Raw genomic sequence first — 26,511 nt, 5'->3', positions numbered from 1 at the left:
TTAAATCAGTTGTTGATTGCTTGTGAACTATCGATTCAAAAGCACCATTTTTTTGGTATCGACGAAGTCACTTGTTTCCAGAGTATAGTACAAAACCCCGCTAGCCCGCAATTGCTCCTGTTTGAGGATCAATTGGTTGTTGCCCTTGGCGTAGTTTCCTTCTACCCTATAGATCAAAGCTCCTTTCACATCACGAATGCTCAATACTGCCTTGCATGCCTTTGGCAAATAGAACCCTACCACAGTTTCCTCCGAGAATGGGTTGGGGACGTTTTGGCGCAGCGCAGCACGCTCGGCGACTGCTTCAGCTCCAAAGGCCAGTTGGACACCCATTACTTCTTCGGATTGGTTGTAAGCCTCCACCGATGTTAGTCGATTGCTCAGTGCCAAAACCTCGCTGAGGGCGGTATTGGATTCGGCTTTCAGTTTCAAAGTAAAAATGATGGTCTCGCCTTCGGCGCTCCCCGCTGGGGCACCCGCGAGGGGTGCCCGTACGAAGGAGGTAGTAATCATCCCGTTTTTGGCGAATATTCCAAAATTCTCGGCTTTCATTACGCCAGTGTAATCAATGCCTTCGATGGTGGCCAGGCTAGGGTCAACGCTCAGCGTGAACTGATACCCCTGGATTTTGGCCAGGTCTTTGGCTTTGAATACCACCGTGTAGCTTTGTCCATTTTGCAGTTGTTGCTCCTCCGTGGTGATGATCATGGCCTTGTCACTGCGGGTTTCTGTTGCAACAGCTCCGCTGGCACTGGCATTGCCATTCACATCCCCCATTTTGATGGCGATGAAGTCGGCCTTCACCTTACCTTCCAGGTCGTTCACATTCACCACTTCGGGGAACTGCGCTGACCATGGGTTGGAAGGATCCGGGAACTTGTACGTTGCATCGATAAACTTCCAGCTTGGCACATTCGTGAACTTCGTGTCGATGCTCAGGATCAACTTCCGGATTTGGATCATGTCCAAGGTAGAGATCGACTTGGAGTTGTTCACGTCGGCTGCAATCAAGCGGTAAGGATTGTCGATCGCCTTGACGCCCAGGATGTGTTTCTGGATGTGTACAAGGTCTAGCGTCGATACCCCATTGATGTGGTCTTTGTCCAGTTGTGGGCTCACCGTGTAGTCACTGCCCTTAGTCAGGTTGCCGAAGAGGTAGACCCCGTTTGAACCTGTATTCTGGTTCATTTGAGCACCACCACTCAGGTCGACGTTCACTCCCAGGACAGGTTCCAGATCATCGGTAGTAATCAAACCGCTGACTTCTCCCAGGGTAGCGCTGCCTGCGCAGACTTTGCGGTTGTCCTGCACTTCGACGTAGGTCACGCAGAAGTCGTGATTGCCTGCTTCGTCCCAGGCATGCAGCTCAATCAGGATGTTTTTGCCTGCATCCGCACAGCTCAACAAGAGGCTGGTTTGGTTTGGATTTGGGCGCTCACCGACCCGGTTGATCGAGTATTTGGTGATCACCTTGAGGCCATCCACAGTTTCAGGACCCTGACCATTGCAATCATAGATTGGAGAGGCCACAAAATCCTTGGCCCATACGGTCATCATGCCGCTTCCACGTCCGTCGGGCATCAGTTCGGTACTCAAACCATTGATACAGATCGGTGCTGGTGCCTTGCAATCTTTGACCAGGAATGGAATCCGGGTAGCTACACTCAAGTTGCCACATTCGTCGCGGCCTACCACAATCAGGTCGTGAAGTCCTTCCGGTAAGTTGGCCACCTTGATTTCAAACTGGCCATTGCCCAAGTCTTTCACACTCCAGCGTGGGGTACTGTAGGTGATCATCAGTCCTGCATCCAGGGTTTGTAGCGGTGCAATCATCAACATGCCACGTTCCAACTCTACGTTATCCGTACAGTTGTCTTTGATCGTTACCACTTTGGTGATGCTCGCTGCACAAGCTGCCGGATCCGTACAGAAGGTATCGCGAATGCCCGTTACCACTGGCCGCTCCGAGTCGTATACCTTGATGATTTGGGTGTACATGAAGGAGTGGTAGTACTCACCCACTGGCAAGCCATAAGGATTACCACTGAAGGCATCTGGGCAGTAAGATGGTGTAAATTGGATGTCACCAGTATTGTTTGGAATCAGGTCTTTGGACAAATAGAATTCCTCATCCCCATTCCGATCCTTATCCCGTACCAGTACGTAGATCGGAGCTTTGCCGTAGTTTCCAAAGTTAGCCCGATCCACCACATACACCTGACCTTCCGCCATAGGGTCGCCACACTCATCCGAGTACGCACACCAGTTGATCACGGTGTAGGTACGGAAGATTTTGTAGCACTCATCGTCAGAGGCGTCGTAACGTTTGTCGGTGACATTCACCGCCAGGATATCACAGCCCAATTCATCTGTCAGAACCGTATCGATGATTGGTGTTTTGCAATCAGAGCTGGCATCTTTAGGGAAACAAATGTTGTACTCCCGCAGTGGCAATACCTTGATCACTTGCTTACAAGTGGTGACTACATCACCTTTGTCGCTGTGTTTGGTCAAGGTCCAGATGCGCTCAATTGTTCCGGCACCACACTTCAGGCGTTTGATCACCGTGTAGTTGGTATCCAGTTTGCTGCAATTGCCGCCACTGTTGATGATCAGGTCGCCGAAGGCTTTCGCCGAGGCCACTTTGTCGTCAATTTGCGCCAGGCGTTTGTCGTCGCAGTGGATGGTGATGTCCCATGGTGCACTACAAGTAGCGGCCACTTTGTCTTCGATGCTGATCGTTTTCCAGCAGTAGTTGCGGTTGCCAGCTTTGTCGGCACCCCAGAGTTCAACCATCACCGAACCCCGATCACAGCAGAAGAATGGAATGGAATCCATCAGCGGCGTCATCAAGAGTTTCGATTTAGGATCGATCACAAAGTATTCTTCAGGATCGGCCTTGCGGTTGCGGTTCACGTCCACGTAATCCTGTGGTGTGGTAGCAGTTGGATCGTAAGGATCAATTTTGCCGTTGTTGTTGGCGTCCACCACTCCTTTGACCCCAATAAAGTTGGCGTTGCACTCTTCCGCAATCGGACGGCGTACCCGCATCCATTCTACTTTGCCACAGTTGTCGTTGGAGCCTTCGTCAACCTGGGCGGCACTCACGTGTCCAAAGCCCGTGTTATCGAGGGTCAGCACCAATTTGTCGTCGCATACCATCGTTGGAGCAATCTTGTCTACCGCCCGGATGGGGTAGTAGATCACAGTATCGCCGTAACAAACGTCGTACACCCGCAGGCGCAAGAACCAATTGCCAACCATTGGTACACCAGTGATTTGGTAGCCCTTGTCACAATCGCCTTTTACGATCACCTGTGGATCTTTCTTCCATTCGTAGCGTCCGGTGGGGCGCTCAAACAGGTCTAGGATGGCTTTGCGTTCAACCACTTCCAGGTCGAAGCACCACTTGCTTTGTTCGATTACTTCCAGGTTGGCCCGAGTGAACAAGTAGCTGCCGCGGCAGTCCATTGGACTAGTAGAAAACTCGAGTACGTCACCCGCGTCGTAAGCAGGCAGTTTGTCAACTGCAGGGTTATCACGCTCTCCACCGGTGTAGCCGCTGCCTTGCACACCATCACGGTCAAAGTCAGGTACTTTCACAATTGGATCGCCGTTGTCACCCACAATGATCACCTGTTCCCAAGTCAACATGTTTGCGCCTTCGTTCCAGGTCAGATCTGCGTAGCAATCGGCGTCAGCACCCGGAATGATGTGGTACACAGGGTAAGCCGTTTGATTGCCTTTTTGGCCATAACACCAGTCGAGCAAAGTCCAGCGGCGTACAATCTTGCGACCACACTGACCGATGGTGAAGACCGTTTCATCGGTGTAGTTTACGGCCAGGTTGCAATAGTCACGGCCCGTTAGGTAAATCCGCTTGCCTGCTCCATTGATGAAGTAAGGTACAGATTCAGCCAGGTTAAATGGTGCCTTGATCAAATCAGCGGGCAACAGATTGGCCGAAGCATTGGCCAGGTTGTTTGGTACTTCTACCTTACATTCGGGCAGTACAATGCGGGGGCGACGGAAGTTGATGATCTGCACACAAGTCGTCTGGTTGCCTTTTTCATCCGTGAAGATGAAGCTGCGTTTGATGCGGGCGTAGACGAAGCCTGCATTGGCAGATTGGTCACAATCAGCCAGCACTTCCAGTACGTCACTCACATTGTCCAACCAGGTATTGCCACAAGAGTCATTGGCTACTGCCACTCCGGTGTAGTAAGCATAATTCGTATTCGTCCAAGACTTCTTCACATTCAGGATGCTGTCGATGTCCGTACATACGAAGGTATAAGTGCCACTTGGCGTACTGCCCACCACTTTGCGGTCCGTTTCAGGAGCACATTTCACCACTGGAGCAATCTTGTCTTCCAGAATGAATTCACCCCAGATTGGGTAACAATGATTGGCTACACTCTTCACCTTGTAGATGAGGTTGCGGCCCCAGTAATTGCGGGCATCAAATGGACGAGGATCGTCGGAAGTCCATACGGTTTCCAAAGTCCACTTGTCCTGAATGATCACTGCGTAGTAGCTGCCTTCGGTGTACTTGTCAAAACCACAAGCTGGATCGAAGTTCGGTACAAAAATCTCGGCATTGATGATGGCTTCACACTTGCTGTTGAGGGCCACCTTCACATCGTGCTGACCAGATACCCACTGGGTTTTGATCCAGCACTCGTCGTTTTGTACCGTTTTGTTGTTTTCGTCCAGGTACTTGTCGGTATCAGTCGAGCTGTAATCACGGTCAGCTACCGTACCTTCAAAGGCGATCCTATCTCCTTCAAGTGTTGGGTCGTCGATTTCATCCGTCAGATCGCTCACTACAATGTGCTTGCCAAAACGAGGGCTCTTCACAAAGTAGTCGGTCAGTGGCCGTTTGGTTCCAGTAGGAGTGAGTCCTACTGCACGAGTCGTCACGCTGCCCTGCGACATCCAAGGGTATTTGGTCGTTTTGTTTGGATCAATCTCAAACTCAACGCGGATACAAACTACTGAGTCACCCTTGAGTACGAAGTTCGCGTCCTCGCTAGTTGGAACCAGCAATCGGGTATCGGTCACCCCATCGTAGTTCGGGTTGGGCACCAGTTGTGCTTTGGCTCCCACTTGCGACTTGCGGAATTTGCCATAAGCCGGACCTTTGACATAGGCACTATCGGCAATGCTCACCACTGGCTTGGTAGCCGTGTACAAGGCATCTCCGTAGGCATCCTTCAGGTTCAGGAAGGCTTGTAAGCTATCGAGTGGTACTTCTTGTGGGTTTTTCACACACATGTGCAAGATCACATTGAAGTTGCCACAAATCTGGCTGGTTGGGAAATAAACCCCTACGATGTCCAGGTTGGCTTCGATGTTCGGTTCATCCACCCAGCCGAAGTCGATGGTCTGGTTGTACAAACTATCGGGGAATGGGCGACCCGACATCAACTTCATGTTCTCGGCATCCAGTGAATCCAGTTTGCCACGCTCACCCTTAGGTTGGGGGCTCACACAAACTTCTGGTTCACGGCCATTGCCGTCATTGATGCGGATCAGTGCTCCTGGCATGCCGTCGCTGTCGTTTTGATCATCCGATCCCAGGTTGTCCTTCAGGGTCAAGACCCGGTGCTTGGGATAAGCATTCACAAAGCTGGCTGAATCAGGCTGCAAGTATTTCAAAGGCACCAGGTAGTAGTTTCCAGGAATCAAACCCTGGAAGGAGTACAAGCCCTGAGCGTTGGTTTTTACAACCTGACCGGGTGTGTCGTTGCTGGCTGGGGGCATGGTGGCTGTACCGTTTGGAACGATCGACAAGTTGTATAGTACATCTGTCACGCTACCGGCTGAGCCCATAGTGCTTTGGTAACCCACTGTATCGAATTGACCAGAAGTTTCATCGATACCGCCCCAAACTAACACCAGTTGCAGATCTTTCACAAAGTCATTTTCGTTCTGATCACCTTTCGCATCGTGGTCGAACCAGGAGAGGTTACCCACTTTGGCTACCGGTACTGCGTAGTCTTCCACTTCACCCCGTGGGTAGGCCAAAGCCGTATTCACAAATGGGGAAGTTGCGGTGTGGAAGGCATTGTTGTCTGGTCCCAGATTCGCTTCCCAGCTCAGGCGGTGGCGGATAAAGGCCGTGCCGTCGCGGTAAGTAGCGGTAAGTGGTACCCGGAAGGCCAGTACCCGCATTTGGTTTACTCCACCGGGCAGGATTGGGTTATCCGTTGCGGTGATGTTGGCCAAAGTACTCATATTGGTACCCATGGCAGTAAAGCTCAGCACATCCTCAGCGTCATTGAGGTCGCCATCACCATTGAAGTCGATGAAGGAGCGCAAGTACGGATCTTTGTTGGCATAGCCTCCTGCAATAACCGTATCCTGTGAGGTGTAGGTCACTTTGAGGTAAGCCAGTTCACCGGGGATCATTGGGCTGAGCAGGCGTACACCGGTTTCATCATCCGCAAATGATCCTTTGCCAAATAAGCCCTGGCCATCGTCGTCACCTCCGTTTTTGCTGCCCGCATCGGCATCGGGCTGGCCATTCAGTTCACCATCGACACCTTCACCCAGGTAGAGTTTGGGTTGGATGGCGTGGCGTGGGCCAAATTTGCCACTAAAGGCCACCGAGAGGGAGTCGCGCAGGGTCAGGTAGTTGGTGCCTGCAACGGGTAAGTCACCATAGTCGAAGCCCACATAAGCAAAGTCATGCGTTTCGTCTACCTGCATATCCGGGAAGGTACCCACGGTGCCCTGGTCGTTGATGCCCACGGGGTGCAGTTCATTTTTGCACAAGCCCATTGGGTTGTCAATGGCGAACACCTCGCTGGTCACTTTATCATCAATGTTTGTATCGTTGCCATTGGCATCGGTCTTCTCACAAGCAGCTGCACTGTTCAGGTCCATGGTGGGGGTCATTCCCGCAGGGTCTTGTGCCGTCAGTTTGTACACTGCCGTGTCAACCCCGGATGGATCGTAGTCATTGTCCCCAATCAAGCCACAGAAGTAGTAGCGGCCACTGGCATCGGTGGTATCCAGGTAGGTGTATTCCAGGTCAGTGGCTTTGTTGGCAGAGCCAAACACGCCATCCAGACCCGCGTATTCCAATTTCATCGGTACACCTTTGATCGGTGGCTCACCAGCATCCTGAAGGCCATTGTAGTTGCGGTCTTCCCATACCAGGTTGCCCACTTTGGAGAGCTTCATGAAGTAGTCTTCCACTTCACCACAAGGGATCTTCCCGTTGGGGTAACCCGATTCTGCGGGCAGGATGCCATCAGGGCTCAGGCGTGGGTTTTCGCTCAAACGGAAGCGGCTGAAGATGTTGCCATCAAAGTAGGCTGCATCGGCAGGTACTTTGAAGCAAACGATCACTTTACCTCCACCGTTGATCATGTAGATTTTATCCAACTCCAGCGCTCCGGTGGTCGGTTCAATCGGCGCGATAGCTCCATTGATTTTCGTCCAGGCCAGTTTTTCACCAGCGTCCAGAGTACCGTTGCCGTTGTAGTCAATCCAGGCATTCAAGTAGCCGTCAGGGCCATTGAAGTTGTCGGGAAGGACGTATTTCAACTCAATACAAGCCTCGTAGCCAGGGATCAGCGGGGTCAGGAATTTGATGCCGTCTTCGTCATCGTTGCCTACTCCGTATTTCCAGGCGTTTGGATCAGTATTCGCTGCATCATCCCCTTCACTTGGGCCGTAAGCACCTGATCCAGCTTGATCATCCGGTTGGCCATCGGTTTCTGCATCGATGGATGCACCCAGATAGAAGTCTGGTTTCACCAAGTGACGAGGGCCGTTTTCGGCATTCGTGGTATTGTAGTGCGCAGTAGCCAGTTCAGTCTCCTGTGGTAAATCTCCATAATCCAGGAAGATGTAACCCTGATCGTAGCGCTGATCTACCCGATTGTCGGGATAACCCAGTACATCGTTGGTATTTGGAGCTTTGGACAAGTCTTGGTCCCCAATGCCTGCTTCTGTTTTTACCAGGTCGCCACTCAGCATAAACAAGCCTGTGTGGCTGCGTTTTGGTGTATTGGCGGGAACGGTAATACCTAAGCCATCACTGTCCTTGTCTTCATCCACCGATTGGGAGATGTTGTTGGGCAGGGTAGCCGTACCTGATTTTGGATCGAAGAAGACAATGTCGTATTTGCCTTCAATCAAGCCACAGAAGTAGTAGATGCCTTTGGTCACTACACCGTCGCCGAAGGTCACACTCGCCGTGGTGGTGTACAAGACATAGTCATCGCCTGCACCTATTCCGCCGGAAGAAGGTAGTGTACTCAAGTCCGTTTCAATGGTACCATTTGCTCCAGCATACACCAGGGCTACGGGCACTCCATTGATACCCAGGTCTTTTTCAGCATTGTCCTGAAGGCCGTTGTTGTTGCGGTCTTCCCATACCAGGTTACCTACTTTGTACAAACTAACTTTATAATCTTCCACTTCACCATTCATTGCAAGTCCCGTCGGAACGTTGACTTCATTGGCATTCGTGCCCAAACGGAAGCGGAAGAAGGCCATAGCCCCACTCGTTGAATTATCGCTGGGTACTGTGAAGCAATAACGGAAGTTGTTTAAGCCGCCCGCAGGTACAGGAATGTTGAACAGTGGTGCCAAAACGCAGTCACCATCGTAATCCATGTACGCATACAGGTAGGTAGTTTGGCCAGTGTTGTTAACCGCATCGATCTCGATACAAGCCTGTTGGCCGGGGAGCAGCGGAGTCAGGAAGGTAATGCCATCCTCATCATCTGATCCATCGGCTTTGTCATCACCATCGGCAAAAGTCGATGGGGTGCCATCAAGATCAGCATCCAGGTTGCTGCCCAGTGTCAGCGCAGGGGCAGTTGGGTCAAATACATGGTGCGGACCATTGTCGGCCAAGGTGGTTGGGAACAGGGCAGTACCAGGCTTGGTCGGCAAGTCGCCGAAGTCAAGGCCTTTGAGCACTTCTACGTAATCTTCTACTTCCCCGTCCATGGCAAAGCCAGTGTAGCTCAATCCTGGAGTTGTACTCAAGCGGAAACGCAAGAAGGTACGAGGCGTCACTTTGGCATCACAAGGCACCTTGAACGTCAAATAGTAGGTGCCATTCGCGCTAGTCAAGGCGATATCCTTGGCTACCTGCTCACCCGCATCCGCCCAATCGCCATCGTCATTGAAGTCGATCCAGCCTTGCAGGTAGGCAGTTTGCCCGACCGGAATTACAGTATTGATGCGCATGGTCGTTTCCAAACAGGTGATCAGCATGCTTGGGTTGCCGTTGGCATCCAGCATACTTACGCCATCTTCATCATCTCCGTTGCCATCGTCACCACCACCAGTTTCACCAGCGTCGTCGTCGGGCTGGCCGTCCAGTTCTACATCCACCGTAGTCCCAAAGTACAAGCTTGCAGGATCGGTAACGCCATGACGAGCGCCATCCTGCGCATCGGTGGTCGGGAAGGTCTCACCAGCGTCACCGAAGTCGAGTCCTTTCACCTGGATCAGGTAGTCTTCTACTTCCCCGTCCATCGCAAAACCAGTGGCTTGATCCACTTGATCCTGCACGGTACCAATCCGGAATCTGACACCCAGGTCGGTATTGATCACGGCATTTTGAGGAACCTGGTAAACCAGTTCAATCATGCCCGATCCAGCCAGTGTAGCACTGGCTACTTCAGCAGGACCATCAAATTTATCATCGTTATTCCAGTCAATGTAGCCATAAATAAAGGCTGTTTGACCACTCGTATTCCTTACATTTATTTTGAAACGAGCCTCTTCGCCACGGAAGAGCATCGCTGGCTCTACAATGCCATCTTCATCCACACCGTCACCGTTTCCAGTTTCGCCAGCATTTGGATCGGGCTGTCCATCGAGTTCCACATCTGGCTTACCGCCAAAATAGAGTTGTGGGTTCTCGGATTGGGCATGCCGTGGGCCGTCGTTGTTATCGGTTGTTGCGTAACTAGGAGGTAAATCCCCAAAATCCAGGCCTTTGACCCGTACCAGGTAGTCTTCCACTTCCCCGTTCATGGCAAAGCCGGTGGCTTGATCCACTTCATCCTGGACGGTACCTACCCGGAAACGAGCACCCAAATCTCTGTTGATTACTGCGTTCAGAGGCACATTGAAAGTCAGGTTGACGCTTGTGTTGCTGTTGGCAGCAACGGTCGCAAATTGTACTTCATCGGCATCCGCAAAGTCACCATCCTTGTTCCAGTCGATGTAGCCGTATACATAAGCTGTGTTTGCGCTATTGTTCACCGCTGCTACCCGGAAGGTGGCGGTCTCTCCGCGGAACAACATTGCGGGTTCAATCACTCCATCTTCATCATCACCGCCCGTTGCGTCGCCATCATCACCACCGTCGAGTTCGCCAGCGTCTGCATCGGGTTGGCCGTCATCGTCGATGTCGACGGTGCTACCCAGGTAAACTTGAGGGGTTTCGCTGACTGCATGGCGTGGGCCATCTTGGCTGTCAAGTGTGGCGTAAGGCAGTGGCAAGTCACCAAAGTCCAGGCCTTTGACTCGTACCAGGTAGTCTTCCACTTCACCGTCCATCGCAAAGCCGTTGGGTACATTTACCTGACTTTCTACACTACCTACCCGGAAGCGGGCACCCAGATTGCTGTTGGCTACTGCGCCCAGCGGTACATCGAAGATCAGGGTAATCGGGCCGCTTGCGGCACTAGAGCCACTTGCTATTTCCGCAGGAGTATCACCCAAAATACCGTTGCCATTCCAGTCGATGTAGCCATAAACATAGCCGGTAGTGCCCGTCAGGTTCGTCAGGTTCAAGGTAACTGCAAAGCTGGCTTCTTCTCCACGGAAAATCATCGGTGGGCCAACTACGCCATCTTCATCATCACTTGCATCACCATCATTGTCGTCACCGCCTGTACCATCTTCACCAGCCCCGAGGTCGGGTTGACCATCGGCATCGACGTCAACCACTGTACCTAAGAACAGTTTTGGGGTGGCGGGCACAGCGTGGCGGGGGCCGTTATTTGCATAATTTGTTTGATAGTCTCCGGTGCTTACGTTGGCAAAGAAGTCAGGTAAGTCGCCGTAATCCAGGCCTTTCACCTGTACGAGGTAGTCTTCCACTTCGCCGTCCATCGCAAAGCCAGTGGCTTGATCCACCTGATCCTGGACGGTACCTACGCGGAAGCGAGCACCCAGATCGGTATTGATCACTGCGTTCAGCGGCACATTGAAAGTCAATGTTACTGGACCCGTGCTGGTAGCTGTAGTCCACTGGGCTTCGTTTGCGTCGTTGAAATCTTTATCGCCATTCCAGTCGATGTAGCCGTACACATAAGCGGTGGTGTTGGTGGTTACGTTCACTGTGAAGCTAGCCTTCTCGCCCTGGAAGATCATCGCAGGTTCGATAACGCCGTTTTCATCGGCACCATCGCCGCCATTGATTTCACCTGCATCTGCATCTGGTTGTCCATTTGCTTCCACATCTACTCCAGCGCCCAGGTAGGTCGTTGGTGTTTCGGCGATGCCGTGACGTGGGCCATCGTTGGCTTCAAGCGTCGCATATGGATTCGGCAAGTCACCATAATCAAGGCCTTTCACCCGCACCAGGTAATCTTCTACTTCTCCATCCATCGCAAAACCTGTCGCCTGATCCACCTGATCCTGTACCGTTCCCAAGCGGAAACGTGCACCCAGGTCGCTGTTGATCACTGCACCAAGTGGTACATTGAACGTCAAGGTGACTGGCCCAGTGGCTGCTACTGTTGCAAACTGAACTTCGTCTGCATCCCCAAAGTCTCCATCTTTATTCCAGTCGATGTACCCATACAGGTACGCGGTTGTATTTGTCGTTACGTTAACCGTGAAGCTCGCAGTCTCACCTTGGAACAACATCGCTGGGGGCGTTACCCCATCTTCGTCTGCTCCATCACCTGTTGCTGTACCATTCGGTTGGCCGTCTGGTTCAACATCAGGCTTGGTGCCAATGTATACCTTCGGATCTTCACTCACCCCGTGGCGTGGACCGTCGTTGGTTTCCGTCGTTGCGTACAATGGGCTAGGTAAGTCACCATAGTCCAGGCCTTTCACCCGCACCAGGTAGTCTTCCACCTCGCCGTTCATGGCAAATCCGGTGGCTTGATCCACTTCATCCTGGACGGTACCGACGCGGAAGCGGGCACCCAGGTCAGTGTTGATGGTGGCGTTGAGTGGTACGTTGAAGGTCAAAGTCACTGTCGCGCTGGTGTTGGCAGCTACCGTCGTGGTTTGCACCTCTTCGGCATCGGCAAAATCACCATCCTTGTTCCAGTCGATGTAGCCGTAAACATAGGCCAGGCTCGCTGTTTTGTTCACCACTGCAACCTGGAAGGCCGCAGTTTCCCCCTGGAAGAGCATCGCAGGTTCAATCACCCCGTCTTCGTCGTCGCCGCCCGTGGAGTCACCGTCGTCACCGCCGTCGGTCTCGCCAGCGTCAGCGTCGGGTTGGCCGTCGGGATCGATGTCCACTACGGTACCCAGGTAGAGTTCAGGAGTTGGAGCTACCGCGTGGCGAGGGCCATTGGCAGCTTCCAAAGTCAGGTATGGGCTTGGTAAGTCGCCATAATCCAGGGCTTTTACGGTCACGAGGTAGTCTTCGACTTCCCCGTCCATGGCAAAACCAAGGGGAGTGTTTACCTGAGCCTCGATGCTACCTACGCGGAAGCGGGCGCCGAGTGGGGTTCCAGCTACAGCGTTAATCGGTACTGCAAAGGTCAATGTTACCGGACCAGTTGCTGCGGTGCTTGTTGATTGTACTTCGCCTGGGCCATCAAACTTGCCGTCGTTGTTCCAGTCGATGTAGCCGTAGACGAACACATTGGTGTTTGTGGTCACGTTCACCGTGAAGGCAGCGTTTTCGCCCTGGAAGATCATCACTGGTTTGGTCACGCCGTTTTCATCGTTACCATCAGTGTCGTTGTCATCACCATTGGTGCCGTCTTCGCCAGCACCGAGATCGGGTTGACCATCGCTGTCTACATCTACGCTGGCACCCAGGTAGATTGCAGGGGTTTCTGCTACTGCATGGCGTGGGCCGTTGTTGGCCTCAAGGGTCTGGTAGTCACCGGTGCTTACACCTGGTTGGGTGTCTGCCAAGTCACCATAATCCAAACCTTTGACCCGAACGAGGTAGTCTTCCACTTCCCCGTCCATCGCAAAGCCAGTCGCCTGATCCACTTGATCCTGGACGGTACCAACGCGGAAACGGGCACCCAGGTCGGTGTTGATTACGGCGTTCAAAGGTACATCAAAGGTCAAAGTTACTGGACCCGTGCTGGTAGCTGTAGTCCACTGTACTTCGCCAGCGTCGTTGAAGTCATCGTCGTTGTTCCAGTCGATGTAACCGTACACATATGCGGTGGTGTTGGTGGTCACGTTCACGGTGAAACTGGCCTGTTCGCCCTGGAAGATCATCGCAGGTTCAACTACGCCATTTTCATCGCCACTGTCGCCACCGTTGATTTCACCGGCATCTGCATCCGGTTGGCCATCGGCTTCCACATCCACACCAGCGCCCAGGTAGGTCGTTGGTGTTTCGGCAATGCCGTGGCGAGGGCCGTCGTTGGCTTCAAGTGTCGCATAGCTCGCGGGCAAGTCGCCGTAATCCAGGCTTTTCACCCGTACTTCATAGTCTTCCACCTCTCCGTCCATCGCAAAGCCGATCGGACTATCCACCTGATCTTGAACGGTACCGATGCGGAAGCGGGCACCCAGGTCGCTGTTGATTACCGCGTTCAGAGGTACATTGAAGGTCAGCACTACTGCGCCACTCGCCGTTACACTGTTCCACTGAATTTCTTCAGCGTCATTAAAGTCTTTATCGTTGTTCCAGTCAATGTAGCCGTACACATACGCGGTGGTATTGGTCACTACATTTACCGTGAATTTTGCTTCTTCACCCTGGAAGATCATTGCGGGTTCTACAACTCCGTTTTCATCTGCACCATCGCCATTACCAGTCTCACCAGCGTCAGCATCTGGCTGGCCGTCTGCTTCTACATCGGGAGCTGTACCCAGGTAAACGCTTGGGTTTTCACTCACCCCATGGCGAGGACCGTCATTGGTTTCTAGTGTCACATAGGTTGGAGGTAAGTCGCCGTAGTCCAGGCCTTTGACCCGAACGAGGTAATCTTCCACTTCCCCATTCATGGCAAATCCAGTGGCTTGATCCACTTCGTCCTGGACGGTACCTACCCGGAAGCGGGCACCTAGGTCAGTGTTGATGGTCGCGTTGAGTGGTACGTTGAAAGTCAAAGTCACCGTCGCGCTGGTGTTGGCAGCTACCGTCGTGGTTTGCACCTCTTCGGCATCGGCAAAATCACCGTCCTTGTTCCAGTCGATGTAGCCGTAAACATAAGCCAGGCTCGCTGTTTTGTTCACCACTGCAACCTGGAAGGCCGCAGTTTCACCCTGGAAGAGCATCGCGGGTTCAATTACCCCGTCTTCGTCGTCGCCACCGGTGGAGTCACCGTCATCACCACCGTCGGTTTCGCCAGCGTCTGCATCAGGTTGGCCGTCGGGATCGATGTCCACTACGGTACCCAGGTAGAGTTCAGGAGTTGGAGCTACCGCATGGCGAGGGCCATCAGCGGCTTCCAAAGTCAAATATGGAGCAGGTAAGTCGCCATAATCCAGGGCTTTTACCGTCACGAGGTAGTCCTCCACTTCCCCGTCCATGGCAAAACCAAGGGGTGTGTTTACCTGAGCCTCGATGCTACCTACGCGGAAGCGGGCACCCAAGTTCACTCCGGCCACAGCATTAATCGGTACTGCAAAGGTCAATGTTACCGGACCAGTTGCTGCGGTGCTTGTTGATTGTACTTCGCCTGGGCCATCAAACTTGCCGTCGTTGTTCCAGTCGATGTAGCCGTAGACGAACACATTGGTGTTTGTGGTCACGTTCACCGTGAAGGCAGCGTTTTCGCCCTGGAAGATCATCACTGGTTTGGTCACGCCGTTTTCATCGTTACCATCAGTGTCGTTGTCATCACCATTGGTGCCGTCTTCGCCAGCACCGAGATCGGGTTGACCATCGCTGTCTACATCTACGCTGGCACCCAGGTAGATTGCAGGGGTTTCTGCTACTGCATGGCGTGGGCCGTTGTTGGCCTCAAGGGTCTGGTAGTCACCGGTGCTTACACCTGGTTGGGTGTCTGCCAAGTCACCATAATCCAAACCTTTGACCCTAACGAGGTAGTCTTCCACTTCCCCGTCCATCGCAAAGCCAGTCGCCTGATCCACTTGATCCTGTACCGTACCTACGCGGAAACGGGCACCCAGGTCGCTGTTGATTACGGCGTTCAGTGGTACATCAAAGGTCAAAGTTACTGGGCCCGTTGCCGCAGCAGTTGTCCACTGTACTTCGCCAGCGTCATTGAAGTCATCGTCGTTGTTCCAGTCGATGTAGCCGTACACATATGCGGTGGTGTTAGTGGTCACATTCACGGTGAAACTGGCCTGTTCGCCTTGGAAGATCATGGCAGGTTCGATTACGCCATTTTCATCGGCACCATCGCCACCGTTGATTTCACCTGCGTCTGCATCCGGTTGTCCGTCTGCTTCCACATCTACTCCGGCGCCCAGGTAGGTCGTTGGTGTTTCGGCGATGCCGTGACGTGGGCCGTCGTTGGCTTCAAGTGTCGCATAGCTCGCGGGCAAGTCGCCGTAATCCAGGCCTTTGACCCGTACTTCGTAGTCTTCCACTTCACCGTCCATGGCAAAACCAATCGGGCTATCCACTTGATCTTGTACGGTACCGATGCGGAAGCGGGCACCCAGGTCGCTGTTGATTACCGCGTTGAGGGGTACATTGAAGGTCAGTACTACTGGACCAGTCGCAGCAACAGTCGCGAATTGCACTTCGTCTGCATCGCTAAAGTCGCCATCTTTGTTCCAGTCAATGTAACCATATACATAAGCCGTAGTATTGGTCACTACGTTTACTATGAATTTTGCTTCTTCACCCTGGAAGATCATCGCAGGTTCTACAATTCCGTTTTCATCAGCACCATCACCATTGCCGGTCTCACCAGCGTCAGCATCGGGCTGGCCGTCAGCTTCTACGTCTGGTTGAGTGCCCAGGTAAACGCCTGGGTTTTCACTCACACCGTGGCGAGGGCCATCGTTGGTTTCTAGTGTTACATAGGTTGGAGGTAAGTCGCCATAATCCAGGCCTTTGACCCGCACCAGGTAGTCTTCCACTTCGCCGTTCATGGCAAAACCAGTGGCTTGATCTACTTCGTCCTGGATGGTACCTACGCGGAAGCGAGCACCTAAGTCAGTGTTGATGGTGGCGTTCAAAGGCACATTGAAGGTAAGGGTCACCGTCGCGCTGGTGTTCGCAGCCACCGAGGTGCTTTGCACCTCATCGGCATCGGCAAAATCACCATCCTTGTTCCAGTCGATGTAGCCGTAAACATAGGCCAGGCTCGCTGTCTTGTTCACTACTGCAACCTGGAAGGCCGCAGTTTCACCCTGGAAGAGCATCGCAGGTTCAATCACCCCGTCTTCGTCGTCGCCGCCCGTGGAGTCACCGTCGTCACCGCCGTCACCGCCGTCTACTTCCCCTGCATCTGCATCGGGTTGACCGTCGGGATCGATGTCCACTACGGTACCCAGGTAGAGTTCAGGAGTTGGAGCTACTGCGTGGCGGGGGCCATCAGCGGCTTCCAAAGTCAGGTATGGGCTTGGTAAATCGCCATAATCCAGTGCTTTTACCGTCACCAGGTAGTCTTCGACTTCCCCGTCCATGGCAAAACCAAGAGGGGTGTTTACCTGAGCTTCAACGCTACCTACGCGGAAGCGGGCGCCGAGGTTTACTCCGGCCACTGCGTTGAGCGGTACGTTGAAGGTCAGGGTTACTGGGCCGGTTGTTGCAGTGCTTGTTGATTGTACTTCGCCAGCGTCGTTGAAGTCGCCGTCGTTGTTCCAGTCGATGTAGCCGTAGACGAACACATTGGTGTTGGTGGTCACGTTCACCGTGAAGGCGGCGTTCTCACCCTGGAAGATCATGACTGGTTTGGCCACGCCGTTTTCATCGTCACCGTCAGTGTCGTTGTCGTCACCATTGGTGCCGTCTTCGCCAGCACCCAAGTCGGGTTGACCATCGGTGTCTACATCTACACTGGCACCCAGGTAGATCGTTGGGGTTTCAGCTACTGCGTGGCGAGGGCCATTGTTGGCCTCAATGGTCTGGTAGTCACCCGTGCTCACACCCGGTTGAGTGTCTGCCAAGTCACCATAATCCAAACCTTTGACCCGAACGAGGTAGTCTTCTACTTCCCCGTCCATTGCAAAGCCAGTCGCCTGATCCACCTGATCCTGGACGGTACCTACGCGGAAGCGGGCTCCCAGGTCGCTGTTGATTACGGCGTTCAGGGGTACATCAAAGGTCAAAGTTACTGGGCCAGTTGCCGCAGCAGTTGTCCACTGTACTTCACCTGCATCATTGAAGTCATCGTCGTTGTTCCAGTCGATGTAACCGTAGACATATGCAGTAGTGTTGGTGGTCACGTTTACGGTGAAGCTGGCCTGTTCGCCCTGGAAGATCATGGCAGGTTCGATAACGCCATTTTCATCGGCACCATCGCCGCCGTTGATTTCACCAGCATCTGCATCCGGTTGTCCGTCTGCTTCGACATCAACACCAGCGCCCAAATAGGTCGTTGGCGTTTCAGCAATGCCGTGGCGTGGGCCGTCATTGGCTTCAAGTGTCGCATAGCTCGCGGGCAAGTCGCCGTAATCCAGGCCTTTGACCCGTACTTCGTAGTCTTCCACTTCACCGTCCATGGCGAAGCCAATTGGGCTATCCACTTGATCTTGAACAGTACCGATGCGGAAGCGGGCACCCAGGTCGCTGTTGATTACCGCGTTCAGAGGTACATTGAAGGTCAGCACTACTGCGCCACTCGCCGTTACACTGGTCCACTGAATTTCTTCAGCGTCATTAAAGTCTTTATCGTTGTTCCAGTCGATGTAGCCGTAAACATACGCAGTGGTATTGGTGACTACATTTACCGTGAATTTTGCTTCTTCACCTTGGAAGATCATTGCGGGTTCTACAACTCCGTTTTCATCTGCTCCGTCGCCATTGCCGGTCTCGCCAGCGTCAGCATCGGGCTGGCCGTCAGCTTCTACGTCTGGTTGAGTGCCCAGGTAAACGCTTGGGTTTTCACTCACACCGTGACGAGGGCCATCATTGGTCTCTAGTGTTACATAGGTTGGAGGTAAGTCGCCGTAGTCCAGGCCTTTGACCCGAACCAGGTAGTCTTCCACTTCGCCGTTCATGGCAAAACCTGTGGCTTGATCTACTTCGTCCTGGATGGTACCTACGCGGAAGCGGGCACCGAGGTCAGTGTTGATGGTCGCGTTGAGTGGTACGTTGAAAGTCAAGGTTACTGTCGTGCTGGTGTTGGCAGCCACCGTGGTGCTTTGCACCTCATCGGCATCCACAAAGTCACCGTCCTTGTTCCAGTCGATGTAGCCGTAAACATAAGCCAGGCTCGCTGTCTTGTTCACCACTGCAACCTGGAAGGCGGCAGTTTCACCCTGGAAGAGCATTGCGGGTTCAATCACTCCGTCTTCGTCGTCGCCACCGGTAGAGTCGCCGTCGTCACCGCCGTCTACTTCCCCAGCATCTGCATCGGGTTGGCCGTCGGGATCGATGTCCACTACGGTACCTAGGTAGAGTTCAGGTGTTGGAGCTATTGCGTGGCGGGGGCCATCAGCGGCTTCCAAAGTCAAATATGGAGCAGGTAAATCGCCATAATCCAGTGCTTTTACCGTCACCAGGTAGTCTTCGACTTCCCCGTCCATGGCAAAACCAAGAGGGGTGTTTACCTGAGCCTCGACGCTACCTACGCGGAAGCGGGCGCCGAGGTTTACTCCGGCTACTGCATTGAGTGGTACGGCAAAGGTCAGGGTTACTGGACCCGTTGTTGCGGTGCTCGTCGACTGTACTTCGCCAGCGTCGTTGAAGTCGCCGTCGTTGTTCCAGTCGATGTAGCCGTAGACGAACACATTGGTGTTGGTTGTCACGTTCACCGTGAAGGCGGCGTTTTCGCCCTGGAAAATCATGATTGGTTTGGTCACGCCGTTTTCGTCGTCACCATCAGTGTCGTTGTCATCACCGTTGGTGCCGTCTTCGCCAGCACCCAAGTCGGGTTGACCATCGGTGTCTACATCTACACTCGCACCCAGGTAGATGGCAGGTGTTTCTGCGATTGCGTGGCGAGGGCCGTTGTTGGCCTCAATGGTCTGGTAGTCACCCGTGCTCACACCCGGTTGAGTGTCTGCCAAGTCACCATAATCCAAACCTTTGACCCGAACGAGGTAGTCTTCCACTTCCCCGTCCATGGCAAAGCCGGTGGCCTGATCCACCTGATCCTGGACGGTACCTACGCGGAAACGGGCACCCAGGTCGCTGTTGATTACGGCGTTCAAAGGTACATCAAAGGTCAAAGTTACTGGGCCAGTTGCCGCAGCAGTTGTCCACTGTACTTCACCTGCGTCGTTGAAGTCATCGTCATTGTTCCAGTCGATGTAACCGTACACATATGCGGTGGTGTTGGTGGTTACGTTCACGGTGAAGCTGGCCTGTTCGCCTTGGAAGATCATCGTAGGTTCGATTACGCCGTTTTCATCGGCACCGTCGCCGCCGTCTACTTCGCCAGCATCACTGTCGGGTTGGCCATTGGGTTCTACATCCACACCAGCGCCCAGGTAGGTTGTTGGTGTTTCGGCGATGCCGTGGCGAGGGCCGTCGTTGGCTTCAAGTGTCGCATAGCTCGCAGGCAAGTCGCCGTAATCCAGGCCTTTCACCCGTACTTCATAGTCTTCCACCTCCCCGTCCATGGCAAAGCCGATCGGGCTATCCACCTGATCTTGAACGGTACCGATGCGGAAGCGGGCACCCAGGTCGCTATTGATTACAGCGTTCAGGGGTACATTGAAGGTCAGTACTACTGGTCCAGAAGCCGTTACACTGGTCCACTGAACTTCTTCAGCGTCATTAAAGTCTTTATCATTGTTCCAGTCGATGTAGCCGTAGACATACGCGGTGGTATTGGTCACTACATTGACGGTGAATTTTGCTTCTTCACCCTGGAAGATCATTGCAGGTTCTACAATTCCGTTTTCATCAGCACCATCGCCATTGCCAGTCTCACCAGCGTCGGCATCGGGCTGGCCGTCAGCTTCTACATCGGGAGCAGTGCCCAGGTAAACGCTTGGGTTTTCACTCACACCGTGACGAGGGCCATCATTGGTCTCTAGTGTTACATAGGTTGGAGGTAAGTCGCCGTAGTCCAGGCCTTTGACCCGAACCAGGTAGTCTTCCACTTCGCCGTTCATGGCAAAACCTGTGGCTTGATCTACTTCGTCCTGGATGGTACCTACGCGGAAGCGGGCACCGAGGTCAGTGTTGATGGTCGCGTTGAGTGGTACGTTGAAAGTCAAGGTTACTGTCGTGCTGGTGTTGGCAGCCACCGTGGTGCTTTGCACCTCATCGGCATCCACAAAGTCACCGTCCTTGTTCCAGTCGATGTAGCCGTAAACATAAGCCAGGCTCGCTGTCTTGTTCACCACTGCAACCTGGAAGGCGGCAGTTTCACCCTGGAAGAGCATTGCGGGTTCAATCACTCCGTCTTCGTCGTCGCCACCGGTAGAGTCGCCGTCGTCACCGCCGTCTACTTCCCCAGCATCTGCATCGGGTTGGCCGTCGGGATCGATGTCCACTACGGTACCTAGGTAGAGTTCAGGTGTTGGAGCTATTGCGTGGCGGGGGCCATCAGCGGCTTCCAAAGTCAAATATGGAGCAGGTAAATCGCCATAATCCAGTGCTTTTACCGTCACCAGGTAGTCTTCGACTTCCCCGTCCATGGCAAAACCAAGAGGGGTGTTTACCTGAGCCTCGATGCTACCTACGCGGAAGCGGGCACCCAAGTTCACTCCGGCCACAGCATTAATCGGTACTGCAAAGGTCAATGTTACCGGACCAGTTGCTGCAGTGCTTGTTGATTGCACTTCGCCAGCGTCATTGAAGTCGCCGTCGTTGTTCCAGTCGATGTAGCCGTAGACGAACACATTGGTGTTGGTTGTCACATTCACCGTAAATGCGGCGTTTTCGCCCTGGAAGATCATGACTGGTTTGGTCACGCCGTTTTCGTCGTCACCATCAGTGTCATTGTCGTCACCATTGGTGCCGTCTTCGCCAGCACCCAGGTCGGGTTGGCCATCGGTGTCTACATCTACGCTGGCACCCAGGTAGATGACAGGGGTTTCGGCTACTGCGTGGCGTGGGCCATTGTTAGTATAGAGTGTTTGATAATCGCCAGTGCTGACTCCCGGTTGGGTGTCTGCCAAGTCACCATAATCCAAACCTTTCACCCGAATCAGGTAGTCTTCCACTTCCCCGTCCATCGCAAAGCCAGTCGCCTGATCCACTTGATCCTGGACGGTACCTACCCGGAAACGGGCTCCCAGATCGGTGTTGATTACAGCGTTCAGTGGCACATTAAAGGTCAAAGCCACTGGACCCGTGCTGGTAGCTGTGGTCCACTGTACTTCACCTGCATCATTGAAGTCATCGTCGTTGTTCCAGTCGATGTAACCATAGACATAGGCAGTAGTGTTGGTCGTCACATTCACGGTGAAGCTGGCTTGTTCGCCCTGGAAGATCATCGCAGGTTTAATCACCCCATTTTCATCGTCGCTTTCATCACCATCGTCACCACCGTTGACTTCCCCGGCATCACTGTCGGGTTGGCCATCGGCATCTGTATCCACACTAGCTCCAAGATAAACGGTTGGTGTTTCACTCACCCCATGGCGAGGACCATCCTGAGTGTCGATCGTCGCATAAGATGGAGGTAGATCCCCCCAGTCAAGGCCTTTCACTTTTACAAGATAGTCTTCAACCTCGCCGTCCATGGCAAAACCAGTCGCTTGATCTACTTGATCCTGTACCGTGCCGATGCGGAAACGAGCACCCAAGTCAGTATTGATCACGGCGTTCAGCGGTACATTAAAATTCAAGGTTACTACTCCCGAAGAGCCAGTACTAGCCCACTGAATCTCTTCCGCATCATTAAAGTCTTTATCGTTGTTCCAGTCGATGTAGCCATAGACATACGCCGTCGTATTGGTCGTTACATTCACCGAGAAACGGGCAGTTTCGCCCTGGAAGATCATGGCAGGTTCGGTGATGCCATCTTCATCAGCACCGTCACCACCGTTTATTTCGCCGGCATCGGCGTCGGGCTGGCCATTGGCCTCAACATCGGGTTGAGTACCCAGGTATACGGTAGGGGTTTCACTCACGCCATGGCGAGGGCCATCGTTGGTTTCTAGCGTCACGTAGGTTGGAGGTAAGTCGCCATAGTCCAGGCCTTTGACCCGCACGAGGTAGTCTTCCACTTCACCATCAGTGGCCAGGCCCGTGGCTTGATCAATTTGATCCTGGACGGTGCCAATCCGGAAACGAGCACCAAGGTCTGTATTGATGGTGGCATTAATTGGAACATTAAAAGTCAGGTTCAGCAGCGTGTTGGTATTTGCTGCTACTGTGCCAAACTGGACTTCTTCTGCATCATTAAAATCATCATCATTGTTCCAATCGATGTAGCCGTATACGTAAGCAATACTTGCACTTTTGTTCACGACACTAAGTTGGAATACAGCAGTTTCGCCCTGAAAAATCATTGCAGGTTCGATGACCCCATCTTCGTCATCGTCTTCACTGGAATCGTCTCCACCGTCTAGTTCTCCGGCATCCGCATCCGGTTGCCCGTCTGATTCAAGGTCTACAGTTGCACCTAAATAAACCGGTGGATTGGGCACAACCACATGACGTGGGCCATTGTCGGCAAGCAGGGTAGGATAATTTGGGGGCAAGTCGCCGTAATCCAGTCCACTGATTCTAACCATATAATCTTCGACCTCACCAGATTGTGCCTGACCATAGGGTGACATTGGTTCATCCGCATCGGCGAGGCGCATTCTCAAACCCAAATCCTGACCCAATACTGCACTTAGCGGTACAACGATAGCGACCGTTGCAGTAGTGGAACCATTAGGAACTAGGGTAGAGAACATTTCTCCAGCATCAAAATCGCCATTTTTATCAAAATCAAGGTATACGCTGAGTTTGGCATCCTCCCCAGTTAGGTTCATCACTGGAACGACCAGATTGGTTGTTTGGGAAATGATCAAGGAAGGAGCGTTGCCAGCGGTAATGCCGTCTTCATCATCAGCGCCGCCAGGAGCGGGGGCACTGTTGTCGTCACCACCGGTAAGCCCGGCGGTCAAAGAAGGCTGCCCGTCCAATTCATCGTCTGCCAAAGCCCCGATTTTCAATATCACCTGATCTCCGGTGGCATTGGTACGCAATTTATGGCTAGGACCATTGTCATTGCTCAGGGTACGGTGATCGGCAGGAACGGCAACGTTGGGGTCGCCAGCAGTGCTGCTAAGGGCATCGTTGAGGTCGCCAAAATCAAAAGCCATGACGCTGGCTACATAATCTTCTACTTCACCGTCGGGAAGTGGGCCATCGGGGGACATGTTGATGGCAAATGTGGCGTCGGTACTGATGCGGAAACGGATGCCAATTGGGCGGTTCAACACTGCTGTTGCTGGAGGCGTGACGTCATCAAGGGTGGCACTAACCGCTCCGGTAGCCACTGCTACTGCATACATTTCATTGGTGTCATTAAAATCGCCGTCGCCATTCCAATCAAAATAGCCCACTAATTTTGCCGGGCTTCCGGTTTCGTTCATGACTGCGATAACCAGGTCTGCGGCTTTATTGCGAATAAACATGGGTAAGTTTACACCATTTTCGTCATCACCATTGTCATCATCGCTTACTTCTGTATCATCGCCCGTTGCATTGGCGCTGGGGACTCCATTGTTGTCATAGTCTACCGTTGCACCCAATTTTAACACAGACCCCAATAAGTGAGATGGGCCATTGTCTGCAATGGCAGTGTGGTATGGAGCGGGCAAATCACCATAATCAACGGGGACAAACCCAAAGTCAAAAGAATGGTCATTTTCACCATAATCAGCAGTGGTGGCCGTGATTTGGGCCAGGCCTGCATTCAAGGCAGCGTCATTGTCGCTCAAATTGACCAGACCAGCACCACTGGCTTTAAAATCGGTCAACAACATTCTTTGCAATGGAGAACCTGTCACGCCACCGTTATTGTACTGCGTTGCTGGAATTCGGATGGCATAAGTCGTGTTAGGCCTTAACCCGCTTTCACCAGCAAGTGTGACATTGCTGTCGTTGAAATAAAAATTCCCACTGGCATTTGTGGTGGTTTGGGCTACCAGGGTATTGCCGAGGTACAACTCGATCATGACCCCGGCAATTCCTTTTTCCTCTCCATCCTGGATGCCGTCCCCATCTTTGTCCGCCCAGACCCGGTTCCCGATTTCCAGAGGAGCAACTTCGCCACTCAACTCCACGTCGCCCAAACCATTGGCTTTACTTGGGGTGGCATCAAGATCGATACCCGCATCCGTAGTGAAGCGATCGTCGGTGACTTCGTAGGCGGAATTGGGAACACGCTGGCCGGTAGTGTTGTCGAGCCTGATGGTACCACCCGAACGAATCCGGATGGGGTCCAACCACACTGCGATTGCATCGCCACCACCGGGCAATACGGCTAGTGGGCCTTGAACCGATTCGTCGTGAACCAGGTTGTCGTTGTAATAATCAGCAGTGCCGAAGCGGGTCACGATGGAGTAGGTACAGCCCTGTGGCGTTTCGCTTACCTGAGCACGCAGCAATTCCCCAGCGGTAGCGTACTCATAGTCAATTAAATTTCCGTTGTAGTCATTGTTGTTGATGGCGTATTGGTGGCCTTTGCGGTCCAAAACCCCAATCAACATACTGCCTTGATCATCAAATTCGATGTCGGCAATGATGGGTTCAGCTATTTCACGTTGGTTACCGGTGAAATAGCGAGAGGGGTGTGCCGGGTTGGTACTATAACCCCAGGGAATCCAGGGGCGTTCCCGTCCGTAATCGAAGCTAAAATCGAGGAGTGGCGTTGTATTAAATGTACCAGCACCAGCGGGGCTAAACTCGTACACATAACCACGCACTTGAGCTCCGTCTCCGTCGGAAGTGATTTCACTGACCACATTCCCGTTGATATCCTGCCCACTCAAAACCAAACCTACATACAACTTGCCACGGTAAAATTTCAAGCCCCAGGGACGTTGTTCGCCGCTCCTGGGGTCGGTGCCGGGGTCAGGAATGGACCAGCTTCTGACGCGGGTGGCCACGTTGGCCAAAGTAGGCGCAGTGGGATTTAACGCGTCGCCCAGATCAATTTCATAAAGTTTCCGATCCAACAAATTGACGACATACAAGTAGCGACCGTCATCAGAAATATCAATGTCGCCAATTGAAACTTTGCCGACCTGATCACCAGCCGCGTAATCGGTGCTGGGTGTGAAGGGGGTGAGGTTTAAACCACGTTCAACATTGGTGCCGATGACCGTGCTGACCGGGCTGGTGTTGTTCCCTGGATTGGGAGGATATGCACCAGTACCACGGGTAGCGATTCCGATGGCATCCAGATCCAAAAAATTATAAGTTGGAGAGCCTGCGGCGTAGGGATCGACCATGTAAATCCCTCCTGATCCCAGTGGACCAAAAGCAGTATGGCGCCGCATCACTGCCGAGCTGAAGATTTTTTTTGCTTGACGAGAAAAAGCCACCCCATACAACGCCCCTACTTCAGCATAGGTAGACAGCATGGTAGGGTTGGGGGCTCCGGTGCTGTTGCTATGTGAGATGGGAATACCATTGTCGAGAAATTTGTAGGTCACCAGGCCCGCAGCATTTTTTACATCGTTGTCTCCGTTCACGTTGTCCCCAAAAAAATAGCAAGGTAGAAAAACATCAGGGTTGTTGCTTTCGACCCATTGGCCAGGGTAGTTTAGGGCCAGGTTGACGTTGCTCTGTTGCCCGGTGATGAACTGAACACTGGTGCCATAAATTTCCCCTGCAACACTGGCGAAATCTACCTGATTGGCCAATCCGCACTTGAAAGAGGGGGGAATTTCAAACTCTATACGCAGACGTTCGCCAGGGTTGGCGGCACGGCCTGATGCAAGCGAAGTCGCAAAATTATAGGAACCATCGGCTGTTGTTGTGGTTGAACCGATCAGCTGATCAGTCAAAGGAGGGGTCGCGTTGCCATATAGCTTGACGATGATACCTTCTACTCCGGGTTCTGCTCCGGTTTGCAGGCCATCGCCGTTAAAGTCCCGGAAGGCCTTACCCGACTGGGCTTGGAGCTGGTGGCTTAGGCCCGATAGCGCAAAAACAAATAATGCACAAGTGATGTGGTTCATCCATTTGTTGAGTGCAGGATTAAAAACCTTAGTAGAATTTTTCATGGATTATTCTTTGTGCCCAAGTGTAACATCAGTGTTTTTACACGATTGGGTGTTGCAAAAAAAAATGAGCTATGGCAGCGTATGTTTTTAGAAGGG

General features: G+C 52.9%; 1 protein-coding gene. It reads right to left on the bottom strand.

The features are described 5' to 3' along the window. Positions 1-27: 27 nt before the first annotated feature. On the bottom strand, positions 28-26,415 hold the full coding sequence (locus tag ACO08K_RS07150; protein ID WP_421795703.1) for a GEVED domain-containing protein: 26,388 nt from the start codon (positions 26,413-26,415) through the stop codon (positions 28-30). Positions 26,416-26,511: the final 96 nt, after the last annotated feature.

It is taken from the genome of Haliscomenobacter sp., assembly GCF_965225875.1.
Classification (GTDB): domain Bacteria; phylum Bacteroidota; class Bacteroidia; order Chitinophagales; family Saprospiraceae; genus Haliscomenobacter.
This window is presented reverse-complemented; position numbering and strand designations above follow the sequence as displayed.